This window comes from Streptomyces sp. NPDC056987 (assembly GCF_042673865.1).
Classification (GTDB): Bacteria; Actinomycetota; Actinomycetes; order Streptomycetales; family Streptomycetaceae; genus Streptomyces.
Map to the genome: position 1 here is coordinate 1 of NZ_JBHURV010000058.1, position 26,951 is coordinate 26,951.

The following is a 26,951-nucleotide window of genomic DNA, read 5'->3' on the forward strand; positions in this document are numbered from 1 at the left end:
CTGGTGTCGGCGGTGCCGTCGGCGTTTGCGGGGGTGCTGGGTCAGGGGACGGAGGTGTCGGCGGGTCTGGTGGTGCTGGCGGGTGAGGCGTTCCCGGCGGGGTTGCTGGAGCAGACCAGGCAGGCGATTCCGGGTGCTGTGGTGGCCAACATCTACGGCCCCACCGAGGCGACCGTTTATGCCACGGGTTGGTTCTCGGACCGTGATCAGGATGTTGAGGGTCCGGTGGTGCCGATCGGGCGTGCGGTGGCCGGTAAGGCGACGTATGTGCTGAGTGGTGGGTTGGTTCCGGTTCCGGTTGGTGTGTGGGGGGAGTTGTATCTGGGGGGTGGTCTGGCGCGGGGGTATCTCGGGCGTCCGGGTCTGACGGCTGGGCGTTTTGTGGCTGATCCTTTCCGTTCGGGTGGGCGTTTGTACCGTACGGGTGATGTGGTGCGGTGGCATGGGGATGGGTCGTTGGAGTATGCGGGGCGTGGGGATGACCAGGTCAAGGTGCGGGGTTTCCGTATCGAGCTGGGTGAGATCGAGGCCGTACTGATTCGTCATGAGGCGGTGAGTGCGGCCGTGGTGGTGGCCCGTGAGGATGTGCCGGGGGTGAAGCGGCTCGTGGCCTATGTGGTGGCGGGTGGTGGCGGACTGGATGTGGCTGTCGTGCGTGCGCATGTCGCGTTCGCGCTGCCGGAGTACATGGTCCCGGCGGCCTTCGTCGTGCTGGGCGCGCTGCCGTTGAACGCGAACGGGAAGCTGGACCGGCGTGCGCTGCCCGCGCCTGAGTTCACGACCGCGGACGAGGTGTATGTCGCGCCGCGCAACGAGACCGAGCGTGTCCTGTGTGAGGTCTGGGCCGAGGTGCTGGGCCTGAACCGGATCGGGACCGAGGACAACTTCTTCGACCTGGGCGGCGACTCCATCATCAGCCTCCAGGTCGTCTCCCGCGCCCGCCGCGCCGGACTCGCCCTCTCCTCCCGCGACGTCTTCCTCCACCCCACGCCCGCTGCTCTCGCCCCCAAGGCGGGCCGGGTCGACACCGGCCCCGTGCGGCTCGCCGAACACGGAACGGTGACCGGCATCGTGAGGACGACTCCCGTACGGGAGTGGTTCTTCGAGACACATCCGGTTGCCCCGGCGCACTTCAACATGGGGGCCGGGTTCACCCTGCCGCCCGGCACGGACATCGGAGTCCTCCGTGACGCCGTGGGCGCGCTGCTGGCTCAGCACGATGCGCTCCGCAGCACCTTCACCCGTACCACCGAGGGGGTGTGGGAGGGGAAGATCGTTTCCGAGGTGCCGCTCGACGCCGTCTTCACGGTCCATGAATCCTGCTCGCTATCGTCATCACCTTCTCCCTCTCCCTCCACCGTCGCCTGGGACGCCCTTGTGGCCCAGGCGCATGCCGGACTCGATCTGGCCCACGGTCCACTGTTTCGCGTACTCGTGGGCGTGCCCGGCGCCGACGAGGCCGTCCATGTCGTGCTGATCGCACACCACTTGGTGATGGACGGGGTGTCCTGGCGCATTCTGCTGGAGGATCTGGAATCCGCGTACGAGCGGATCGCGCGTGGCCGTCAGCCGGAGCTCGGCCCCAAGGGCACGTCCGTACGGCAGTGGGCGGACCGGCTCGCCGAGCACACGGCCGCCGGCGGCTTCGACGGGCAGGTGCCGTACTGGCTGGAGATGACGGAAGGCGTGACCATCCGTCTCCCCGTGGACCGTCCGGGCGGCGACAACACCGTGGAGTCCGAGCGAAGTGTCTCCCTCCGGCTGACGGCCGCAGAGACGGCGGAGCTGCTGCACGCCGTTCCGTCCGTGTACCGGACCCGGCCGAACGAGGTGCTGCTCGCCGCCCTGACCCGGGCGGTGGGGCCGTGGGCCGGCGGGCGGCGCTGGGCGGTGGACATCGAGGCGCACGGCCGCGAGGAGATCTTCGGCGACACGGATCTGACCCGTACCGTCGGCTGGTTCACCTCCATCCACCCCGTCGCCCTGGATCTTCCGAACGCCGAGGAATCCGGTGCCCCCGCAGACTGGCGGCGGACGATCCGGGCGGTGAAGGAGCGGCTGCGGGCCGTGCCGGACCAGGGTGTCGGCTACGGAGCCCTGCGTTACCTCCGGTGTGATCCGGGCCAGGCCGGTGCACCCCTGGCCGACGCGCCCGTACCCGAGTTGGCCTTCAATTACCTGGGGCACTTCGGCGGAGCCGACGACCCCGCCCGGTGGGCCGGCGCCCTCACTCTCAACCCGGGGGGCGAGCACCACCCCGTCGAGCGGCGTGGCCATGTTCTGGAAGTCGTGGGGGCGGTCCAGGACGGAGTGCTGACCTTCACCTGGTCGTACTCGGACCAACTGCACGACCGTGCGACCGTGGTGGGCCTGGCCGAGCGGTACATGGCCGAGCTGCGCTCGCTGATCGCGCACTGTGCGGGCCCCGAGGCCGGCGGGTTCTCCCCCTCGGACTTCCCGCTCGTACGGCTCACCCAGGACGAGATCGATCTGATCACCGGATCCGCCCGGGCAACGGGTGGAGGCGGCGGAGACATCGAGGACATCTACCCGCTGACGCCTCTCCAGTCGGGCATGCTCTTCCACACGTTGAGCCAGTCGTCCCCGGCATCCGGCCCCGCTCCCACCCCCGACTCGGGGTCCGAATCGGCCTCGTACCTCGAACAGTTCACGTTTCTTCTGGACGGCGTCACCGACCTGGACGCCCTCGCCCGCGCCTGGCAGCACGCCGTCGACGCGTCGGACGCGCTGCGGGTGTCGATCGCCTGGGAAGGTGTGTCCGAGCCGGTCCAGATCGTGTATCGGAACGTCACCCTTCCGGTGACTCGGCTGGACTGGTCGGACCGTACGGAGGCTGAGTGCGGCGAGTCGCTCGCCTCACTGCTCGCCGACGACCGGGCCGTGGGGATGGCCCTCGGCGTCGGCAGGGCACCCCTCACCCGGGTGACGCTGGCCCGGTTGTCGGAGCGACGGGTACAGGTGCTCTGGTCGTTCCACCACATCCTGCTAGACGGGTGGAGCAGTGCGGCCGTGCTGTCGGACGTCATGGCCGAGTACGCAGAGCACGCCGCCGGGGGAGTCGGCGAACCTGTTCAACGGCGCGTCGCCCGGGGGGCGTTCCGCGACCACCTGGCATGGCTCGCCGCGCGCGACCGTACGGTGGGACTGGAGTTCTGGCGGAACAGGCTGGCCGGCTTCGAGGAGCCGTCCGCGCTGCCCTTCGACCGCGCACCCGGCACGGCGCACCGCGCCCGTTCGACGGCACGGATCTCGCTGTGCCTTCCCGCCCGGACGGCCGGCTCCGTGACGGACTTCGCCCGTCGTCACCAGGTGACCGTCGGCACGATGGTGCACGGAGCCTGGGCACTGACACTGTCCCAGTACGCGGGCTCCTCGGACATCGTCTTCGGTACGACGGTCTCCGGCCGGCCGGCCGAACTGCCGGGTGCCGAGAACACGGTGGGGCTGTTCATCAACACCGTGCCGGTACGGGTCGACGTCGCGCCCGCCGCACCGGTGGGCGCGTGGCTGCGGCGTATCGGCGAGGAACAGGCCGAAGCGGTCGAGTACGCCCATGTCGCCCTGCACGAGATGCCCACCCAAGTGGCCCCGGGGGCCGGGCTGTTCGACAGCCTCGTCGTGGTCGAGAACTATCCGGTGGACACCGGCGCCGGCGTGGACCACGGCATCGTGCTGTCCGGCCTCGACGCGGTGGAGTCGACGAACTACCCGCTGACGCTCACCGTCCGCCCCTCCGGCGACTTCCAGCTGACCGTCGGATACGACCCGGCACTGTTCGACGCGGAGACGGTACGGCGGCTCACCGAGAGCTGTGCCCGCTCCCTCGAAGTGCTCGCAGGGGCAGGGCAGTCGGGGGACAGCGCCGAGCGGACCGTGGCCGCGCTGCCACTGCTCGGCGGGGACGAGCGCGGGCGCGTGCTCGGGGAGTGGAGCGGCAGCATCGGTGTGCTGCGCCCCGCCGCCTCCGTACCGGAGGTCTTCGCGGGACACGTGGCGGCAGCACCGGACGCGATCGCCGTACGGCACGGGGGAGCCACCCTCACGTATGCGGCCGTGAACGCACGGGCCGACCGGATCGCCGACGCGCTGCGGGAGCGTGGTGTCGGCGTCGGGTCGCGCGTCGGACTGCTGCTGGAGCGGTCGCCGGACGTGGTGGTGGCGATGCTGGCCGTGCTGAAGGCGGGAGCCGCGTACGTCCCCCTGCACGCGGATCATCCGGCCGAGCGGATGGCGGAGATCCTGGGACGCAGTGGTGCAGAGTTGCTGCTGACGGACGGAACGGCGCACCGCGTGCCGGATCACATCGCCCTCTTCGACATGGCCCACGCGGCGGAAGCACCGCGTGCCGTCGATTCCGTCGTCGATTCCCTTGCCGATTCCTCCGATGGCGAGTCCGGCCACCCGGCGCCGGCGGCGGAGGACCCGGCATACGTGATGTTCACCTCCGGGTCGACCGGCGAGCCGAAGGGCGTCACCGTCACCCACCGCTCCGTCGTCGCCCTGGCCGCCGACCGCAGATGGACCTCCGGCGCCCACCGGCACGTGCTCTTCCACTCGCCGCATTCGTTCGACGCCGCGACGTACGAGGTGTGGGCACCGCTGCTCAACGGCGGCTGCGTCGAGGTGGCCGACGAGGACCTGTCGGCGCCGGTGGTACGGCGCGCCGCCGAGCGTGGTGTCACGGCGATGTTCCTGACCACCGCGCTCTTCGGAGCACTGGCGGACGAGGACGCGGGGTGTTTCGCCGGACTGCGGGAGGTCTGGACCGGGGGTGAGGCGGCCTCCCCGGCAGCGATGGCCCGGATGGCCGCGCACTGCCCGGACACGGAGCTGGTCCATGTGTACGGGCCGACCGAGGCCACGACCTTCGCGCTCTGCGGCCCGGTCGGGCCTGGTGACACGGGGGGCGTACGCCCCGTACCCCTCGGCCGCCCGATGGACGACACGCTGGCCTATGTGCTCGACGGGGCCCTGCGACCGGTCGGGGTCGGGGTGCCGGGAGAGCTCTACCTCGGTGGGTCGGGTCTCGCGCGGGGCTACGACGGCCGGGCGGCCCTGACGGCCGAGCGATTCGTGGCCGATCCGTTCGGCTCGGGGGAGCGGCTCTACCGGACCGGTGACGTCGTACGGAGGCTGGACGACGGCCGGCTGGAGTTCCTCGGCCGAGGCGACGGACAGGTCAAGATCCGTGGCTTCCGTATCGAACTCGGCGAGATCGAGGCGGCGTTGGCAGCCCGCGACGAAGTCGGTGCCGTCGTGGTCGACGCGCGGGAGGACCGGCCGGGCGTGAAGCGGCTCGTCGGCTATCTGGTCCCGGCGACCGGCGCCACACTGGAGGTACCCGTCCTGCGCGCGTACCTTGACACGGTACTCCCCGCGTACATGGTGCCCGCCGCGTTCGTCGAGCTGGACGTACTGCCCCTCACGGTCAACGGCAAGATCGACCGGCGCGCACTGCCCGTCCCGGGCGCTGCCCCCGAGTCGGTGTACGTCGCGCCACGGGCCGGCACGGAGACAGCCGTCGCCGGCATCTGGTCGACGGTGCTCGGCACCGAACGGATCGGCGCCCACGACGACTTCTTCGACCTCGGCGGGGACTCCATCGCGGGGCTGAAGGTGGTCTCCCGCATCCGCGCCGCACTGGGCGCCGGGCTCTCCCCGCGTACGCTCTTCGACCATCCCACCGTCGCCGGCCTGGCCGTCGCCGTCGACACGGCCACGGCCGTGAGCGCGTCGCCGCTGCCCGACCCCGGAATCGCGCCCGCGGACCGGGACGGCGAGCTGCCGCTCTCGTACGCGCAGGAAAGGCTCTGGTTCCTGGACGAGTTCACACCGGGAGCCCGCGAGTACAACGTCGTCACCACGCTCCGGCTGACCGGCGCCCTGGACCTGCCGGCGCTGCGCACGGCGGTCTCCGGACTGGTCGAACGGCACGAGGCCCTGCGCACGACATTCGATTCCGTCGACGGGCGGGGCGTGCAGAGGGTCCATGCCGGACTCGACGTACAGATCCGGGTGGTCGAGGCGGGCTCGGACGCGGAGCGGGAGACGACGCTCCGTGCAGAGGCGGCGACACCGTTCGATCTGCGCACCGGGCCGCTGATGCGTGCCCTGCTGGTGGTGGAGCCGGAGTCGGGCTCCGCCTCCCTGCACACCCTGATGCTGACCATGCACCACATCGTCACGGACGGCTGGTCGATGGGCGTCATCACCCGGGAGCTGAACGAGCTGTACACCGCGGCGGTCCGGGACACGGCCCACACACTTCCCGAACTCCCCTTGCAGTACCCGGATTACGCCGTCTGGCAGCGCGGCCGGCTCGCGGGCGACGCGCTCCACGCACACCTGGACTACTGGCGGGAGCAGCTTCGGGAGCTGCCCGTACTCGAACTTCCCACGGACCGGCCGCGCCCTGCCGTACGGACCGGTCGTGGTGCGCTGCACACTTTCCGGGTGCCGGAGGAGCTGGCGGCCGCGCTGACCGAAGCGGCGCGCGGCCAGGGCGGGACGACCTCCATGGCGCTGACGGCGGTGACTCAGCTTCTGCTCGCGCGTTACAGCGGACAGAACGACCTCGCGGTCGCCACGGCCGTCTCGGGGCGTGAACGTACCGAACTCGAAGGACTCGTCGGCTTCTTCGTCAACACGCTCGTCCTGCGGACCCGGATCGACGACGCGGCCGACTTCGCCACTCTGCTCGGCCAGGTGCGGGAGACGACGCTCGCGGCCTTCGCCCACCAGGCGGTGCCGTTCAGCCGACTGGTCGAAGAACTGGACCCTGAGCGCGACCCGAGCAGGACGCCTCTGGTCCAGGTCGCGGTCACGCTCCAGAACGCGCCACGCGAGACGTTCACCCTGCCCGGGCTGCGGGTGGAGGAGACACTGCCACCGGTGGAGACGGCCCAGTTCGACCTCAACTTCGAATTCGAACCCCGTCCGGGACAAGGGCTGTTCGCCGTCGTCTCGTACAGCACGGATTTGTTCGATGCGGGGTCTGTGGAGCGGTTGGCGGGGCATTGGGTGGAGTTGGCGGGTGGGTTGGTGGCTGGTGGTGGGGCTGTGTTGCGTGGGGTGTCGATGGTGGGGGGTGTGGAGTTGGAGTCTGTGGTGGGTGTGGAGTGTGGTGGGGTGGGTGTGGTGCCGGGTGGTTCGGTGGTGGAGGTGTTTGCGGGGCGGGTGGCTGCTTCGCCGGGTGCGGTGGCGGTGGAGTGTGGTGGTGTGTCGTTGACGTATGGGGAGTTGGATGCGCGTGCGGAGGGGCTTGCGCGGGTGTTGTGTGCGGGTGGTGTGGGGGTGGAGTCGCGGGTCGGTCTGCTGTTGGAGCGGTCGGTGGATGTGGTGGTGGCGATGTTGGCGGTGTTGAGGGCGGGTGGTGTGTACGTTCCGTTGCATGGGGGGTATCCGGAGGAGCGGGTACGGGAGGTGCTGGGGCGTAGTGGTGCGGTGCTGGTGGTGACGGACCGGGGTGTGGATCGGGTCGGTGGGGTGCGGGCGGTTGCTGTGGGTTCCGGTCCTGTGGGGGAGAGTGGCGCGGATCGTCCTGTGGTTTCGTCCGCGTCTTTGGCGTATGTGATGTTTACGTCGGGGTCGTCGGGGGTGCCGAAGGGGGTGGGGGTGACGCATGGGGATGTGGTGGCGTTGGCCGCTGATTCCCGTTGGTCGTCGGGTGCGCATGAGCGCGTGCTGTTTCACTCCCCGCACTCTTTTGATGCGGCGACGTATGAGGTGTGGGTGCCGTTGCTGAACGGCGGCACGGTGGTGGTGGCCGAGGCGGAGCTGTCCGTGGATGTGGTGCGGGATGCGGTGAAGCGTGGGGTGACGGGGGTCTTTTTGACGAAGGCCCTGTTCGATCTGCTGGCTGAGGAGGATGCGGGGTGTTTCGGGGGGCTTCGTGAGGTGTGGACGGGGGGGGAGGCGGCGTCGGGTGCGGCGATGGCGCGGGTCCTGGACGCGTGCCCGGAACTGGACCTGGTGCATGTGTACGGGCCGACCGAGTCGACGACGTTCGCCGTGTGCGGCCCGGTGACCGGTGCGGATGCGGCGGGTGCGGTGGTTGCGTTGGGTGGTCCGATGGATGGTACGTGGGTTTATGTGCTGGATGGTGGGTTGTGTCGGGTGGGTGTGGGGGTGCCGGGTGAGTTGTATTTGGGTGGTGCGGGGCTTGCGCGGGGTTATGACGGTCAGGGTGGTTTGACGGCGGAGCGGTTTGTGGCGGATCCGTTCGGTTCCGGTGGCAGGCTCTACCGGACGGGTGATGTGGTGCGGTGGCGTGGGGATGGGCGGCTGGAGTTTTTGGGGCGGCGGGATGGTCAGGTGAAGATCCGGGGGTTCCGGATCGAGCTGGCGGAAGTCGAGGCGGTGCTGTCGCGTCATGCGGGGGTGGGGCGGGTCTCGGTCGTGGTCCGTGAGGATCGTCCGGGTGCCAAGCGCCTGGTGGCGTACCTCGTTCCGGCCGGTGTGGCGGACGCGGTTGTGGTTGCGGAGGTGCGTGCGTATGCGGCTGGGTTGCTTCCGGAGTACATGGTTCCGTCGGCGTTCGTCGTGCTGGAGGGCCTGCCGTTGACGGTGAACGGCAAGGTCGATGTGCGTGCGCTGCCCGCGCCCGATCTGGCTTCCGCCGCTTCCGAGTACGTTGCCCCGCGTACGGAGACCGAGCGGGCGCTTGTGGCTGTGTGGTCGGAGGTGCTGGGTGTCGGGCGGGTCGGGGTGCACGACAACTTCTTCTCCCTCGGCGGCGACTCCATCTCCAGCCTCCAAGTCGTCTCCCGGGCCCGCCGTGCCGGGATCGCCCTCACCTCGCGCGATGTGTTCCTCCGGCAGAACATTTCCGACCTCGCCGCGTCCGCCACCGCCGCCGCGCCCGCAACCGGCCTCGCCGCGCCGCAGGGTGTGGTGAGCGGACCCGTCGGACCGACACCGATCCGCGAGTGGTTCTTCGCCCATCACCCCGTCGCGCCGCATCACTTCGCGATGTCCATGGCCTTCGAGCTGGTCGCCGGCGCCGACCTGACCGCTTTGCGCTCCGCCGTCGCCGCGCTGGTGGCCCAGCACGACGCGCTGCGTACGCTCTTCACCCGTACCGAAGCCGGCGGCTGGACCGGGCACATCACCCCGGCCGTCGACCTGGACGTGGTGTTCACCGCCCACAACCTCACCCGTACGTCCGATCTCACGCGTGCGGACGGCGCCGAGGACGCCGGTGCCGCCGCCTGGCAGGAGCACGTGTGCGCCGTCCAGAGCGGCATGGACCTCTCCCGGGGCCCGCTGTTCCGGGTCCTCGTCGGGGACCGCGGCCCGGACCGGCCCGCGTGGCTGTTCGTCGCCGCGCACCATCTGCTGGTCGACGGAGTCTCCTGGCGCATCCTGCTGGAGGACCTGACCCGAGCGTACGGGCAGGCCGCCGCGGGGCGCCCCGTACAGCTCGGGGAGAAGACCGCATCCGTCGCCCAGTGGGCCGAGCGGCTGGCCGGCCATGTCGCCGCGGGCGGCTTCGACGACCAGGTGGGCCACTGGCGTGCCGTCACCGACGCGGCCGTCACCGAGCTGCCGGTCGACCTCCCGGGTGGCGGCAACACGATGGCCGTCCAGGCAACGTACGACCTCACCCTGGACGCCGAGGAGACCGGGGCTCTGCTGCACCAGGTGCCGGACGCGTACCGGACGCGTACCGACGACGTACTGCTGACCGCCCTTGCCCGCACCCTCTGCGCATGGACGGGGCGCGAGCGCACGGCAGTTGCCGTGGAGGGCCATGGCCGCGAGGAACTGTTCGCCGACGTGGACCTGACGCGTACGGTCGGCTGGTTCACCTCGATCCACCCGGTCGCCCTCGCCCTTCCCCGCGGCGACGGCCAGGGGGGTGCCGAGGGCGACGACCTGGCCGCCTCGCTCAAGTCCGTGAAGGAACAGCTCAGGTCGGTGCCTCAGCGAGGGATCGGGTACGGCGCGCTGCGCCATCTCGTGGCGGCGGGTGAACCCGGCCGTCCCGGACCGCTCGCCGGCGCCGACGAACCTCGTATCAGCTTCAACTATCACGGTCGGTTCGACGCCACCGGAGACGGCACGTCCCCGTCCGGTGCCGGACCGATACGGTCCGCCCTCCCCGCCCTCGGGCAGGACCACCATCCGGACGAGCAGCGGGCCCATCTCATCGATGTGATCGGTGTGGTGAGCGAGGGACGGCTGACCTTCACCTGGACGTACTCGACCGAACTGCACCTCCCGTCCACGGTCGAACGGCTGGCCCACGCCTTCGCCGCCGAGATCCGGGCGCTCGTACACCACTGCGCCCGGCCCGGAACCGGCGGCCGTACCCCCTCCGACTTCCCGCTCGCCCGGCTCGACCAGCCGGCCGTCGACGCCCTGGTCGGCACGGATGCCTCCAGCACCGAGGTCGAGGACATCTATCCGCTCACCCCCATGCAGAGCGGCATGCTGCTCCACACCCTGACCGACCCCGGTGTCTACCTCGACCAGGTGTCCTTCCTCCTCGAAGGCGCCGAGGACCCCCGACTGCTGGCCACCGCCTGGCAGCGGCTCGTGGACGCGACGCCCGCGCTCCGTACCCACCTGGTGTGGGAGGGCGTGCCCGAGCCCCTTCAAGTGGTACGACGGCGCGCCGTCCTCGACATTCGGCAGCTCGACTGGACCGGTGTCCCGATGGCGGAACAGGCCGTGCTGCTGGCCCGGTTGACGGCCGATGAGCACGCGGCCGGTATCGACCTGTCGACCGGGCCGCTGATGCGGGTCGTCCTGGTGCGGGTGTCCGGAGCCGCCGTCCGCGTGGTGTGGACCTTCCACCACGTGGTGCTCGACGGCTGGAGCACCACGCAGATCTTCGAGGACGTCTTCGCCCAGTACCGGTCGCTCCGCGACGCGGCCGGCGCGTCCGAGCCGTCGGCCCGGCCGACCGCACGGCCGGACGCCCAACAGGACGCCCGGGCGGTGGCGCCGATGACCCGTCCGCCGTTCCGGGACTACGTGGAGTGGCTGGGCCGGCAGGACACCGGGGCCGCCCGGGCCTACTGGCGCGCCGCCCTGGCCGGGTTCCGCTCGCCCACCCCGCTGCCCACCGACCGCCGGCCCGCCCCGGGACACCGCTCCCACGCGGCCGAGCGGGTACGGATCGAACTCACGGCGGTGCAGGCCGGAGCCCTGTCGGAGCTGGCGGGGCGCCATCACCTCACCCTGAACACGGTGGTGCAGGGAGCCTGGGCCCTGCTCCTCTCCCGCTACGCGGGCGAGAGCGACGTGTGTTTCGGCGCGACGGTCTCCGGACGCCCGGCGGAGCTCCCCGGCATGGAGTCCACGGTCGGCAACTTCCTCAACACACTGCCCGTCCGGATCCGCACGGCCGGATCCGGCGGCGAGAGCCTGCTCGACTGGCTCGGCCGGATCCAGAGCGAGCAGGCCGAGGCGCGGGGCTACGAACATCTCGCTCTCCGTGACATCCGCCGGTGCGCCGAACTACCGTCGGGGACCGAGCTGTTCGAGTCCCTTGTCGTCTTCGAGAACTACCCCGGCAACGAGGAGGCCGCCGCCGCACACGGACTGCGCGTCACCGATGTCACCGCCGTCGACACGGCCGGCTACCCCCTCGACCTGACCGCCTACACCGACACGGACAAGCTGGCGCTCGTGCTCGCCTTCGACCCGGAGCTCTTCGACCGGGACAGGATCGACGACATGGCCGAGCACCTCGCCGTACTGCTGCGGAGCATGCCCGAGCACGCACACCGTCCGCCCGCGGAACTGCCGCTCCTCTCCGCCGCCGGGAACGCGCGGCTGCTCGGCGCGGACGGCTGGAGCGGCGCCGCGATCCCCTTCGCCCACGGCGCCTGCCTGCACGAACTCATCGCCGGGCAGGCACGCAGCACGCCCCTGGCCGAAGCCGTGCTCTCCGGGACCCGCTCGCTCACCTACGCCGAACTCGACACGCGCGCCAACCGGCTCGCCCAGCACCTCGTCACCCTCGGCGTCGGCCCGGGGACCGTGACCGCCATCTGCCTCGAACGCGGGGTCGACATGGTCGTCGCCCTGCTCGGCGTCCTCAAGGCGGGCGGCGCCTACGTACCGCTCGACCCGGCACATCCGGCCGAACGGCTGGAGTACGTGCTCGCCGACAGCGCAGCCACCCTTGTCGTCACCCAGCTCTCCCTCGCAGGCGACCTGCCCGCCACACCTGTGCCGGTGCTGACCCTCGACACGGAGACGGGGCGGTTCGAGGCGCTGCCCGACCGGGCCCCGGAGACCGGTGTGACGCCGCGCGACGCCGCGTACGTCATCTACACCTCCGGCTCCACCGGGCGGCCCAAGGGCGTCCTGGTCGAACACCGCAGCGTCAGCCACGGCGCGGCGTCATGGGACGCGGCGTACGGATTCACGGGCGACACGGCGATCCTCACACCGAACGGCCCAGGTCGCCGCGGCGACACCGACGGGCCGGTACGTCAGCTCAACGTGGCCAGCATGTCCTTCGACGTGTTCGTCTCCGACCTGGTGCACGCCCTCTGCCACGGTGGGGCCCTGGTCATCGCCCCCTCCGAAGCCGTCGCCGACCCCGCGCGGCTGCTCGACCTCATCCGCTCCGCCCGGGTCACCCACCTCGACACCGTCCCGGCGCTGGCCACCGCTCTCGTCGACGAGGCGGCCCGGCGCGGGGAACCGCTCCCGCCGCTGCGGGTGCTGGCCGCCGGCGCCGACCTGTGGCGTACCGACGACTGCCGCAGACTGCTGGAGCGGGCCGACGCGGCCACCACCGTCCTCAACACGTACGGCGTCACCGAGGCCACGGTGGAGTCCTCGCTCTACCCCGCCGTACGGGGCGCGCTGCCCGACACCGCCGGAGTGCCCATCGGCCGGCCCAACCCCGGCATCCGGATGTACCTCCTCGACGCGGCACTGCGGCCCGTGCCCGTCGGTGTGACCGGCGACCTGTACGTGGGCGGACCGAGCGTGGCCCGTGGCTATCTGAACCGGCCCGCCCTGACCGCGGAGCGCTTCGTCGCCGACCCCTTCGGCGGCGATCCGGCGAACCGGCTCTACCGGACCGGCGACCGGGCCAGATACCTCCCCGACGGGAGCATCGAGTTCGCGGGCCGGGCGGACGAGCAGCTCAAGGTACGCGGATTCCGCATCGAGCCCGGTGAGATAGAGGCCGCCCTGCGCCGGCACCCCTCCGTGGCGCGGGCCGTGGTCGCGGCACGGAGGGACGACGCGGGCGCGACGCGCCTGGTGGGCTACGCGGTCGTACGGGACGGGCACACCTTCGAGCCGGGTCCGCTGCGCACACACCTCAAGGGCCTGCTGCCCGGCTACATGGTGCCGTCGGCCCTCGTGGAACTCGCGGAACTGCCGCTGAACGCGAACGGCAAGGTCGACCGCAGGGCACTGCCCGCGCCCGGGCCCGCGGCACAGAGCGGCACCGCGTATGTCGCGCCGCGTGACACGGGCGAGGAGGTGATGGCGGGGATCTGGCAGGAGGTGCTCGGTACGGAACGGGTCGGCGCCGAGGACGACTTCTTCGACCTGGGCGGCAACTCCATCCAGATCCTCCAGGTCATCTCCCGGATCCGTACGGCCTTCGGGGTCGCGTTCTCGGTCCGCGCGTTCTACGACGCGCCCACGGTCGCCGGTCTCGCGACGGCGGTGGAGGAACGCATCCTCCAGGAACTCGAAGAGTCGATACGGCAGCAGTGAGCACTGCGCACTGCGCACCGAGCACTGCGCACCGAGCAGGAACCAGTCATAGGGGGATTCATGAACACGGCGTCCTCGCCGCACCGGAAGTCCGCGCCCGTCACGGCAGTTGACGAGGGCCGCCCGGTGCCGCAGAGCTGGAACGACACCGCACGGACCGAACTGCTCGGTGTCTCCGTGCTCGGGGCCGTCCTCCGCTGGGCCGAACGAACACCGGACGCCCTCGCGATCGAGGAGGCGGGCGACGGGGGCCGGAGCCTGACATACCGCCAACTCGCCGATCAGTCGGACAGGTTGGCACGCCGGCTGCGCGGGCACGGTGTGGGACGCGAGGCGAGGGTGGGAGTCCGCCTCGACCGGTCGGCCGATCTGATCGTGTCGCTGCTCGCGGTGGCCCGGGCCGGCGGTACGTACGTGCCGATCGACCCCGGGTACCCCGCCGACCGCATCGCCTACATCCTGGCGGACAGCCGGCCGCAGGTGCTCGTCACCCGACGGGGCGGGCACGCGGCTGCGGGTACGGGGGCCGAATCGGTGCGGGCGGTCCTGGAGCTGGAGGAATTCGACGCGGCCGTCCCCGAGGAGCCTGTGCACGGGGAGCACGTCGCCGACGAGCCCGTGGCGATGGACAACGCCGCGTACATGATCTACACCTCGGGATCGACCGGCCGCCCCAAGGGCGTGGTCGTACCCCACGCGGGTCTGCTCGGTCTGGCCGTCTCCCATGCCGAGGCGCTCGGCCTGGACGGCCGGAGCCGGGTGCTCCAATACGTGTCGCCCAGCTTCGACGTCGCCATGGCCGACATCCTGATGACGCTCACCGCGGGGGCCACGCTCGTCCTGGCCGCCGGCCAGCCCCTGGGGGACGAGCTGATGAGCCTGCTCGCCGGGCGGCGCATCACCCATCTCATGGTGCCCCCCGTCGTCCTCGGCACCCTCCCCGAAGGCGAACTGCCGCACCTGCGCACGGTGGTGGTCGGTGGCGAGACCTGCCCCGACGACATCGTCGCCCGCTGGTCGGCCGGCGGGCGCCGGGTGCTCAACGCCTACGGGCCGACCGAGGCCACCGTCTGCGCCACCCTCAGCGCGCCGCTCCCCGCCGACGGCACGGGGCCGTACCCGATCGGCGCCCCGATCGCCAACACCCGGGCCCAGGTGCTCGACGACGCGCTGCGGCCCGCACCGGTCGGGAGCTGGGGTGAGCTCTATCTGGGCGGCCCCCTCGCCCGCGGCTACCACGACCGGGCCGGGCTGAGCGCCGGGCGGTTCGTCGCGGACCCGTTCGGCTCGGGCGAACGGCTGTACCGGACCGGGGATGTCGTGCGCTGGCGGAGCGACGGAACGCTGGAGTACGGCGGACGCACCGACGACCAGGTGAAGATCCGCGGCCTGCGCATCGAACCCGGTGAGATCGAGGCCGTGCTGGCGCGCCACCCCGGTGTGCGCAGCGCCGTCGTCGTGGCCCGGGAGGACCAGCCGGGAGCCAAGCGGCTCGCGGCCTACCTCGTACCGGAACACGGGGACGGCCCGGACGTCCAGGCCCTGCGCTCCCATGTCGCGGACCTGCTCCCCGAGTTCATGGTGCCCGCGGCCTTCGTCACGCTGGACGCGCTGCCGCTGACCGCCAACGGCAAGCTGGACCGCCGCGCGCTGCCCGTACCCGAGTACGCGACGGACCGTGCGGCGCGGCCGTACCTCGCCCCCCGTAACGGTACCGAACAGGCGCTGTGCGCCATCTGGTCCGAGGTCCTCGGCGTCGAACAGGTGGGCGTCGACGACGACTTCTTCGCTCTCGGCGGCGACTCCATCCTCGCCCTGCAAGTGGTCTCCCGGGTACGGAGCACCACCTCCGTCGTGCTCTCCTGGCGCACCCTGTTCGACCGGCCCACGGTGGAGGCCCTGGCGGAGGCGGTGGACACGGCGGGTGGCGGGGGTCCGGCGGGCGGCGCGGGCCCGGTGGGCGGTGAGCCGCTCGCCGCTCCGCAGGCCGCGATCCCGGTCGCCGACCGTGACGCCTCCCTGCCGCTCCCGCTCGCCCCGGGGCAGCAACGCCTCTGGTTCCTCGACGAATTCACCCCCGGCAGCGTGGAGTACAACACCGCCGCCGCGCTGCGGCTGACGGGCGAACTCGACGGTACCGCGCTGCGCGAGGCTATCGCCGAGCTGGTAACCCGCCATGAAACCCTCCGCACCACCTTCGCGTCCATCGACGGCCGCCCGGTGCAGGTGGTCCACGCGGCGGGGACGGCGGCGCCCGCCGTCCCCGTACACCATATCGATCTCTCGAAGCTCGCCGAGAACGCCCGCGCCGAGGCGCTGGACGCGGCGCTCCGCACGGAGCAGGCCACACCGTTCGACCTGCGCACCGGACCGCTGCTGCGCATCCTGACCATCCGGCTCGCCCCGGCGGAACACGTACTGATGGCGACCCTGCACCACATCGTGACCGACGGGTGGTCGGTGGGCGTGCTCGTACGGGACCTGGGCGCGCTGTACGCGGCGACCGTACGGGGAGACCGCGCGGCGCTGCCGGAGCTGCCGGTCCAGTACGCGGACTACGCCCTGTGGCAGCGGGACGCCCTGGCCGGCTCGGCGCTGGACGGTCAACTCGACTACTGGCGTGGGCGGCTGGCGGGCCTGGAGCCGTTGGAGCTGCCGACGTCCCGGCCGCGCCCGGCGGTCCGTACGGCGGCCGGTGCGGTCCACACCTTCGAGGTGCCGCGCGAGCTGGCCGATGAGCTGGCCGCGCTGGGCCGCGCCGAGCGGGCCAGCCTCTTCATGGTGCTCACGGCGGTGACGCAGCTGCTGCTGGCGCGCTACAGCGGACGCGCGGACATCGCGATCGGCACCGTCACCTCCGGGCGGGACCGCGAGGAGACGGAGAACCTGATCGGCTTCTTCGTCAACACGCTGGTACTCCGCACGCGGGTCGACGAGAGCCGCTCGTTCCGCGATCTCCTGGCCTCCGTCCGCGACACCACGCTGGAGGCGTTCGCCCACCAGGACGTGCCGTTCGACCGTCTGGTCGACGCGCTCGCACCCGAGCGGGACACGAGCAGGACCCCGCTGGTGCAGGCGGCGATCGTGCTCCAGAACGCCTTCGGTGACCTGGCCACCTTCGGGGAGATGGCCGCGGAACGGGAGTACGTGCCGCGCGACTCGTCCCGGTTCGACCTGACTTTTGAGTTCTGGCGCCACGACGGCGGGCTGTCGGGCGAACTGGAGTACAGCACGGACCTGTTCGACGGTGTGCTGATGGAGCGGCTGTGCCGTCACTGGGTCGAACTGGCGGGTGCGGTGGTGGGCGGTGGTGCCGGGTGTCGTCTGTCCGGCACCGGGCTGGTGGTGGGTGCTGAGCGCGATGTGCTGGCGGGCGGTTGGGGTGTGTCGGGCGTGGGATCGGGCGCGGTGGGGGTGTCCCTGTGGGACGTGGTGGACCGGTGGGTGACGGAGACGCCGGGTGCGGACGCGCTGGCCTGCGGCGAAGTGTCGCTGTCGTACGAGGAGTTGGCTGGGCGGGTGGAGTGGTTGGCGGGGTGGCTGGTTGCGGAGGGTGTCGGGGTGGAGACGCGGGTGGGGGTGTGTCTGCCGCGGGGTGTGGATTGGTTGGTGGGGTTGCTGGCGGTGGTGCGGGTGGGGGGTGTGTATGTGCCGTTGGATCCGGAGTGGCCGGTGGAGCGGTCGGAGTTCGTGCGGGCGGACAGCGGGGTGACGCTGGTGATGACCGAGGTATGGCTGGCGGGCCTGCGCGTCAGGAGCGTTTCCGTGGGCGGTCCTGAAGGCGATTCGGGTGTGGTGGCTCCCCGGGTGTCCGTGCCGCTGTCGTCCGCGGCGTATGTGATCTATACGTCGGGTTCGACGGGGGTACCGAAGGGCGTGGTGGTGTCCCACACGGGCGTGGCGGGGTTTGTCGCCGCGGTGGGTGAGCGCTTCGGGCTGGACGGCGGGTCGAGGGTGCTGCAGCTGGCGTCGGCCGGTTTCGACGCGTCGATGATGGAGCTGCTGATGGCGTTCGGCGGCGGAGGGACACTGGTGGTCCCCGAGGGCGGCCGGGCGTTGGCCGGGCGGGAGCTGTTCGACGTACTGGCGGGGGAGCGGGTGACGCACGCGCTGGTGCCGCCGACGGTGCTGGGGAGCGTTCCGGCGGGTGACCTGCCGGGGCTCCGGGTGCTGGTGTCGGGCGGGGAGGCGCTGGGCGCGGGGCTGACGGAGCGGTGGTCCGCGGGGCGCCGGATGTTCAACGCGTACGGCCCGACAGAGGTGACGATCGCCGCGTCATTCAGTGGGGTGTTGTCGGGCGACGGGGGCGTACCGCCGATCGGTGTTCCGGTGGGTGGCGCACGGGTGGCGGTGCTGGACGGCTGGCTGCGTCGGGTGCCGGCCGGTGTGGTGGGCGAGCTGTATGTGGCGGGCGTGGGGCTGGCGCGGGGATATCACGGTCGTGCGGGGCTGACGGCCGGTCGCTTCGTGGCCGATCCGTTCGGTTCGGGCGGGCGGTTGTACCGGACGGGCGACCTGGTGCGGTGGCGTGAGGACGGCCAGTTGGAGTTCGTGGGGCGGGTTGACGACCAGGTGAAGGTGCGCGGTCTGCGGATCGAGCTGGGCGAGGTCGAGGCCGTGGTGGGGCGCCACGGCGCGGTCGGCCAGGTGTCGGTGGTGGTGCGTGAGGACCGTCCGGGTGTGAAGCAGCTCGTCGCGTATGTGGTGCCGGCGGGCGCACAGGGCACCGAGCCCATGGAGGGTGCCGACGGGCTGGATGTGGACGGGGTGGATGTGGACGGACTGCGGGAGTTCGTCGCGGGTGAGCTGCCGGTGTACATGGTGCCGTCGGCGTTCGTGGTGCTGGACGCGCTCCCCGTGAACGCCAGTGGCAAGGTCGACCGCACCGCCCTGCCCGCCCCGGAATCCGGGTCGGCCGCCGGGTACACGGCTCCTCGTACGGACACGGAGCGGACGCTCTGCGAGATCTGGGCCGAGGCGCTCGGACGTGAGCGGGTCGGCGTGGACGACAACTTCTTCTCCCTGGGCGGCGATTCGATCCTGAGCATCCAGGTCGTCTCCCGGGCCCGGCAGGCCGGGTTCGAGCTCTCCTCCCGTGACATCTTCGCCCGCCAGACCGTCGCCGCCCTCGCCGCCGGTGTGAGAGTGATCGGTACGGGCCCCGCCGCGCTGGCGGAACAGGGCACGGTGTCGGGCGAGGTCGGCACGACCCCCATCCGGGAGTGGTTCTTCGCCCACCACCCGGTGGCGCCCGAACACTTCAACATGGCGATGGAGTTCACCCCCGCCCCCGGCACGAACCCGGACACCCTGCGGCATGCGCTGGCCGTCGTACTGGCCCACCACGACGCGTTGAGGACCGTCTTCGTACGGACCGGGCACGGAGAGTGGACCGGACGGATCCAGCAGCAGCTCGATCTCGACGAGGTGTTTACGGTGCATGAACTGCCCGGAGAGCAGAGGGACGCGGATGCCGATGCCGATGCCGATGCCGAAGCCGTCTGGCAGGAGCTGACCGGGCGGGCGCAGGCGGGGTTCGACCTGGCGCGAGGCCCGCTGATACGGGTGCTCGTCGGCGTCCCGGTCGGCGGCGCCCCCCACGCGACCCGTGTCCTCGTCGCCGTGCACCACCTGATGATGGACGGGGTGTCCTGGCGCATTCTGCTGGAGGACCTGGCCACCGCCCATGCCCAGGTCTGCGCGGGCCGCCCCGTCGATCTCGGGGCGAAGACCACCTCCGTACGGCAGTGGGCGAAGCGCCTCACCGAGCACACCGAGCGCGGTGGCTTCGAGGCCGAGCGCGACCACTGGCGGTCGGTCGCCGAGCACACGCACCAGGGGACCGTACCCCTCGACGTCCCGGACGGGGACAGCACCGTGGTGGCCCAGGAGACGGTCTGCGTGGCGCTCGACCGGGAGCAGACGCGGGCGCTGCTCCACGAGATCCCGCCGGTGTACCGCACGCAGGTGAACGACGTACTGCTGACCGCGCTCGCCCGGACGCTGCGTACCTGGACCGGGCACGACCGGATCGCCGTGGACCTGGAGGGGCACGGCCGCGAGGACATCTTCGACGACATCGACCTGACCCGCACCGTCGGCTGGTTCACCACGATATATCCGATCGCTCTCGCCCTCCCCGAGGACGGCGACTGGGGCGCGGCCGTCAAGTCGGTGAAGGAGCAGCTGCGCGCGGTCCCGGGGCGCGGCATCGGCTACGGCGCACTGCGCCACCTTGGGGCAGGCTCGGCTTCGGACTCAGCCTCAGCCTCAGCCTCGGCCTCGGCTTCGGTTTCGGAGGACGCCGAGGAGGGCACTGCTGGAGCCGAACCGCAGATCAGCTTCAACTATTTGGGTCAACTCGACGGCCTGACGAGCAACCAGGACCTCTACCGGTCGATGAGGATGAACCCGGGCGGTGAGTTCAGCCCCGCCGAGGCCCGACCGCACGAGGTGGATGTGATCGGGGAGGTACGGGACGGACAGCTCATCCTGACCTGGTCGTACTCCGGCGCCCGGCACCGTCGGAGCACCATGGAACGCCTGGCCGCCGACATGGCCGGCGAACTGGACGTCTTCCTGCGCCACTGCACCGAGCCCGGAGCCGGTGGCCGTACCCCCTCCGATTTCCCGCTCGTCACGCTTTCCCAGCACGAGGTGGACCACCTTCTCCACGGCGACGATCAGGCCGTCGGGGCAGTGGATGCCGTCGGGGCCGTGGAAGACATCTACCCGCTGACGGCGCTCCAGGCCGGCATGGTTTTCCACGCCTTGGCCGAGCCCGATTCTCCCTCGTATCTCGAACAGTTCTCCTTCGCCCTCCAAGGCGCGCACGACATCGACGCCCTCCGCACGGCCTGGCAGCGGACGGTGGAGAGCGCGGACGCCTTGCGCGTCTCCCTGGCCTGGCGGGGAATCGGCCGGCCCGTGCAGCTGGTACACCGCCGAGTCACGCTGCCCGTACGGACGCTGGACTGGTCGGATCTGGCCGCCGCCGAGCGCGAGGCCGCGCTGAGCCAGCTGCTGGAGGAGGACCGGGCGCGCGGCATCGACCTGGAGGCCGCGCCACTGATGCGGCTCACACTGATCCAGCTATCGCCCGACGCCGTCCGGGTGGTGTGGACCTTCCACCATCTCCTGCTGGACGGCTGGAGCACGGCCGCGCTGCTCTCCGACGTGATCACCGAGTACGCGGCCCTCACCGGCCGGGACGGACGGAGCGGTGGGGACACCGGCGAGTCGGTGGACCGGGCGCACTCGGCGGACCGGGTGCATCGGGTGGACCGGGCGCCCTTCCGGGACTACCTGGAGTGGCTCACCGCACGCGACGCATCGGCCGGCCGGGCCTTCTGGAAGGAGCGGCTGGCCGGCTTCACGGAGCCGACGGCCCTGCCGTACGACCACGCCCCGCAGGGCAGGGCGAGTCACGGCCGGTCGACCGCACGGGTCTCGCTCGAAGCGTCCGAGACGCTGTCGACACGGGTCACCGGCTTCGCCCGGCAGAACGGCCTGACGGTGAACGCCCTGGTCCAAGGCGCGTGGGCGCTGACGCTCGCGCAGTACGCGGGATCGTCGGACGTCGTGTTCGGTACGACGGTCTCCGGCCGCCCGGCGGATCTGCCGGGGTCCGGGGACATCCTCGGCCTGTTCATCAACACGCAACCGGTCCGCGTACGGGTCGACCCCCGCCCGACCGTGTCGGACTGGCTCCGCGACCTTCAGTCCGCCCAGGTCGAGGCCCGTCGGTACGAGGACATCGGGCTCAGCGATCTGGACACCGAACTTCCGTCCGGCGCCGCGCTCTTCGACAGTCTGCTCGTCTTCGAGAACTACCCGATCGACACGGAGGGTGCGGAACGCTTCGGTCTGTCGCTCCGTGACATCGAGGTCAACGAGACCACCAACTACCCCCTGGCCATGACGGCCTACGCGGGCGACGACCGGCTGCGCTTCGACCTCGGGTACGACCCCGCCCGCTTCGACGGAGAGACGGTTCACCGCCTCGCGGCCCAGGTGGAGCACCTGCTCCATGCCCTCAGCGCCGACCCTGGCGCCCGCGTCGGGTCACTGCCGCTGCTGCCGGACGACGAACGGGAACGGCTGCTCCTGGACTGGAGCGCCGGCGGGGGCGCCACCACAGACCTCTCGATCGTGGACAGCTTCGGCCACCACGTGGCAAGCAGCCCGGGTGCGGTGGCGGTGGAGTGCGGTGATGTGTCGTTGACGTACGGGGAGTTGGATGCGCGGGCGGAGGGGTTGGCGCGGGTGTTGTGTGCGGGTGGTGTGGGGGTGGAGTCGCGGGTCGGTCTGCTGTTGGAGCGGTCGGTGGATGTGGTGGTGGCGATGCTCGCGGTGTTGAAGGCGGGGGGTGTGTACGTTCCGTTGCATGGGGGGTATCCGAAGGAGCGGGTACGGGACGTGCTGGGCCGGAGCGGCTCTGTACTGGTGGTGACCGATCGGGGTGTGGACCGGGTCGGTGGCGTGCGGGCGGTTGCCGTGGACTCCGGGCAGGTGGGGGAGGGAAGCGCGGTTCTTCCTGAGGTCTCGTCCGATTCTTTGGCGTATGTGATGTTTACGTCGGGGTCGTCGGGGGTGCCGAAGGGGGTGGGTGTGACGCATGGGGATGTGGTGGCGTTGGCTGCTGATTCCCGTTGGTCGTCGGGTGCGCATGAGCGTGTGCTGTTCCACTCTCCGCATTCGTTTGATGCGGCGACGTATGAGGTGTGGGTGCCGTTGCTGAATGGTGGGACGGTGGTGGTGGCTGAGGCTGAGTTGTCGGTGGGTGTGGTGCGGGGTGCGGTGGGGTGTGGGGTGACGGGGTTGTGGGTGACGGCGGCGTTGTTCGGGGTGTTGGTGGAGGAGGATGCGGGGTGTTTTGCGGGTCTTCGTGAGGTGTGGACGGGTGGTGATGCTGTGCCGGTGGTGGCGGCGGAGCGGATGCTGGCCGCCTGCGCGGGGACGGTGCTGGTGAATGGGTATGGTCCGACGGAGTCGACGACGTTCGCTGTGTGTGGTCCGGTGGGTGTGGGGGATGTGGTGGGTGGTTCGGTTCCGTTGGGCCGGGTGATGGATAACACGCGGGGTTATGTGCTGGATGGTGTGTTGCGGCCGGTGGGTGTGGGGGTGCCGGGTGAGTTGTATCTGGGGGGCACCGGGCTGGCGCGGGGTTATGACGGTCAGGGCGGCTTGACGGCGGAGCGGTTTGTGGCGGATCCGTTCGGTTCGGGTGGGCGGTTGTACCGGACGGGTGATGTGGTGCGGTGGCGTGCGGAAGGGCGGTTGGATTTCCTGGGCCGGGGTGATGGTCAGGTGAAGGTGCGGGGGTTCCGTATCGAGGTGGGGGAGATCGAGGCGGTGCTGGCTCGGCACGCTGCGGTGGGTGTGGCTGCGGTGGTGGCCCGTGAGGACCGGCCGGGTGTGAAGCGCCTGGTGGGCTATCTCGTACCGTCGGGTGCGACCGACGATGTCGATCTCTCCGCCGTACGTGAGCACACGGCGGCCCTCTTGCCCGAGTACATGGTGCCGACGGCCTTTGTGGTGTTGGAGGCGTTGCCGTTGACGGTCAACGGGAAGGTGGACCGGCGTGCGTTGCCGGAGCCCGTTTTCGAGGCCGGGGACGAGTATGTCGCTCCGCGCACCGAGGCGGAGAGGGCTCTGACTGCTGTTTGGGCTGAGGTTCTTGGCGTGGAGCGGGTGGGGGTGGAGGACGACTTCTTCGCCCTGGGCGGGGACTCCATCTCCAGCCTGCGCGTGACCTCCCGGATCCGAACGGTTCTGGGGGCCGGGCTGTCGCCCCGCGCCCTCTTCGACCACCCCACCGTCGCCCGCCTGGCCCAGGCCGTACGCCCTCAGCCCGAGGAGACCGGCATCGCTCCGGCTCCCCGGGCGGCGGGCGGCCTGCCGTTGTCGTTCGCGCAGGAACGCCTCTGGTTCCTGGACGACTTCGCCCGGGACGGAGTCGAGTACAACGTCGTCACCGCGCTCCGCCTCACCGGGGATCTCGACCGGGACGCACTGCTGACCGCGGTCTCGCTGCTGGTGGCCCGGCACGAATCCCTCCGGACGACCTTCGACTCGGTCGACGGACGGGGTGTGCAGATCGTGCACGACTCCGTCGAAGTGCCGTTGCGGACAGCCGCGTTGGACGACGCACTGGCGCTCGCCGTCTCCATGCCCTTCGATCTGCGTACGGGGCCCCTGTTGCGAGTGCTGCTCGCGGACGTCGCCGAGCAGGAGCACGTTCTCGTCCTGGCGATGCACCACATCGTCACCGACGGCTGGTCGATGGGGGTGATCACGCGCGAACTGAGTGCCTTCTACACCGCCGCCGTACGGGGCGAGGAGCCCGACCTCGACGTACTGCCGGTGCAGTATCCCGACTTCGCGGTCTGGCAGCGCGACAGGCTCGCCGCCGGGACGTCCCTTGATGACGATCTCGTCTACTGGCGCGCCCAGTTGGACGGCCTGGAGCCGCTGGAACTGCCGACGGACCGACCTCGTCCCGCGGTGCGGTCCGCCGCGGGGGCGCTGCACGCGTTCGACGTACCGGAGGAGCTGACGGAACGGCTGCTACGGGCCGGGCAGCGGGAGGGCGCGAGCCTGTTCATGGTGCTGACCGCGGTCACGCAACTGCTCTTCGCGCGCTACACCGGCCGTGCGGACATCGCGCTGGGCACGGTCGTGTCGGGCCGGGAGCGGGCCGAGACGGAAGGGCTGGTGGGCTTCTTCGCCAACACCCTCGTGCTGCGCTCGCGGGTGGACGAGTCGTGCACGTTCGGCGCGTTCCTGGCCGAGGTGAGGAGCACCGTCCTCGACGCCTTCGCCCACCAGGACGTACCCTTCAGCACGCTGATAGAGACCTTGTCGCCCGAGCGGGACACGAGCCGCACCCCCCTCGTGCAGGCCATGCTCGTCCTTCAGAACACGCCACGGGCCGGCTTCGACCTCCCCGGTGTGCGCGTGGAGGAGTTCCTGCCGCCGCGCGACACCGCGCAGTTCGATCTCCACCTGGAGTTCCAGCCAGGAGCGCGCGGCGGGCTGGAGGCCGTGGCGGTGCACAGCGAACTGTTCGACGGGGCCACGATCGCGCGGATGGTCCAGCACTGGCTGTCCCTGGCCGACCTGCTGACCGCCGAGCCGCTGACTGCCGACGCGCCGGCCGCCCGGCCCCTCCGGGAGTACGACCCGCTCTCCGCCGATGAGCGCGCCCGGCTCCTCGACACCTGGAACGAGAGCGGGGACCCGGGCACCCCCGCCGTGTCGCCGCTCGCCATGTTCGAGGAGCGGGCCCGTGCCACGCCGGACGCGCCCGCCGTGACGTACGAAGGCACCACCATCGGCTACGGCGAGCTGGACGCGCGTGCCACGCGGCTCGCCGCGCTCCTGGCCGCGCGGGGCGTCCGCCCCGAGTCACGGGTGGGGCTGGTCCTGCCGCGCTCGGTCGATCTGGTGGTCGCCGTCCTGGCCGTGCTGAAGGCCGGCGGGGCCTATGTGCCGGTGGATCCGGCGTCGCCGGCCGACCGGATCGCGTACATCTTCGAGGACAGCTCGGTCGAGCTGGTGGTCACGTCCCGGGAGACCGCAGGCGCGATCCCCGAGATTGCCGAGATTCCCGAGATCCCTGAGATCCCCGAGAGCGTCGCCGGGAACGCGTCCGGTCCGGCCGCCGGGCGTGGTTCCGGGCCGGGTGGCGCCCGTACGGTGGTGCTGGACGCCCCCGAGACGCTGCGGGCGCTCGCCGCCGGCCCCGGGGACCGGCCCGCGCCGGCCGTCCGCGCCGAGTCGGCCGCGTACGTCATCTACACCTCCGGATCGACCGGACGGCCCAAGGGAGTGGTCGTCTCCCACGAGAACGTGGCCCGGCTGCTCGCCGCGACCGAGCAGGAGTTCGCGTTCGGCCCGGACGACGTGTGGACGATGTTCCACTCCTACGCGTTCGACTTCACCGTGTGGGAGCTGTGGGGCGCGCTCGCCTACGGGGGCAGGCTGGTCGTGGTCGGCAGGGACGTGGCCCGCGCGCCCGCGGACTTCGCGCGGCTCCTCGCCGACGAGCGGGTGACCGTACTGAACCAGACCCCCTCGGCGTTCTACCGGCTCGCCGAAGAGATCGACGCGCAGCCCGGCGTCCGGGATCAACTCGCGCTGCGGGCCGTGGTGTTCGGTGGTGAGGCACTCGACTGGACGCGTATCGCCGGATGGGTGGAGTGGTCCGGCAACGGCGGGCCCGTCCTCGTCAACATGTACGGGATCACCGAGACCACCGTGCATGTCACCAGCCGTCGGGCGGAACCGGCGTATGCCGCGGCCGGCGCGGGAAGTGTGATCGGCCGCGCACTGCCCCATCTGCGCGCGTACGTCCTGGACACGTCCTGCCGCCCGGTGCCGCCGGGCGTACGGGGCGAGCTGTACATCGCCGGAGGAGGTCTGGCGCGCGGCTATCTGGAACGGCCCGGCCTCAGCTCCGTACGCTTCGTCGCCGATCCGTTCGGTCCGCCCGGGACCCGGATGTACCGGACGGGTGACACCGCACGCTGGAACAGCGCCGGGAGCCTCGACTACCTGGGGCGCAACGACGACCAGGTGAAGATCCGCGGATTCCGCATCGAGCTGGGGGAGATCGAGGCCCTGGTCGTGCGCCACCCGGGCGTGGCGCAAGGCGCCGTGGTGGTACGGGAGGACCAGCCCGGCGACCAGCGGCTGGTGGCATACGTCGTGCCGGGGCAAGATGCGGCAAGCAGAGACGCAGTCTTCGACGAGGGCGCGCTGCGCCGTTCGCTGGCGGCGGCTCTGCCGGAGTACATGGTCCCGGCCGCGTTCGTCGTACTGGAGCGGCTGCCGCTGACCACGAACGGCAAACTCGACCGCCGTGCTCTGCCCGCCCCCGCGTACGGCGGCCGGAACACGTACGTGGCGCCGCGTACCCCGACGGAAGAGGCCATGGCGGAGATCTGGGCCGAGGTGCTGGGACTGGAGCCCGGGCGGGTGGGTGTCGAGGAGGACTTCTTCAGCCTGGGCGGAAACTCGGTCCTCAGTCTTCGCGTGATTGCTAGGGTCCGGACAGTGTTCGACATCGACCCCTCGGCGCGTGTGATGTTCGATTTCCCGACGATTGAACAACTCGCCGGGAAGGTCGAGGAGTTGATTATCGCGGAAATCGAGAACGGCGAGGACGTGGCCCTCTAGGAGGGGCCCGGACACACACCAACGCGTCATCCGCGTGCGCGTCGACGGGA

General features: G+C 71.1%; 2 protein-coding genes. Both read left to right on the top strand.

Features of this window, described 5'->3' with window-relative positions:
- Window positions 1-13,719 (top strand): amino acid adenylation domain-containing protein (locus ACFTZC_RS39125; protein WP_382898524.1); only part of this gene is annotated, 13,719 nt, incomplete at its 5' end.
- A gap of 60 nt (window positions 13,720-13,779) precedes the next feature.
- Complete coding sequence (locus ACFTZC_RS39130) at window positions 13,780-26,901, top strand: amino acid adenylation domain-containing protein (RefSeq protein WP_382898525.1); 13,122 nt, start codon at window positions 13,780-13,782, stop codon at window positions 26,899-26,901.
- The last annotated feature ends 50 nt before the right edge of the window (window positions 26,902-26,951 follow it).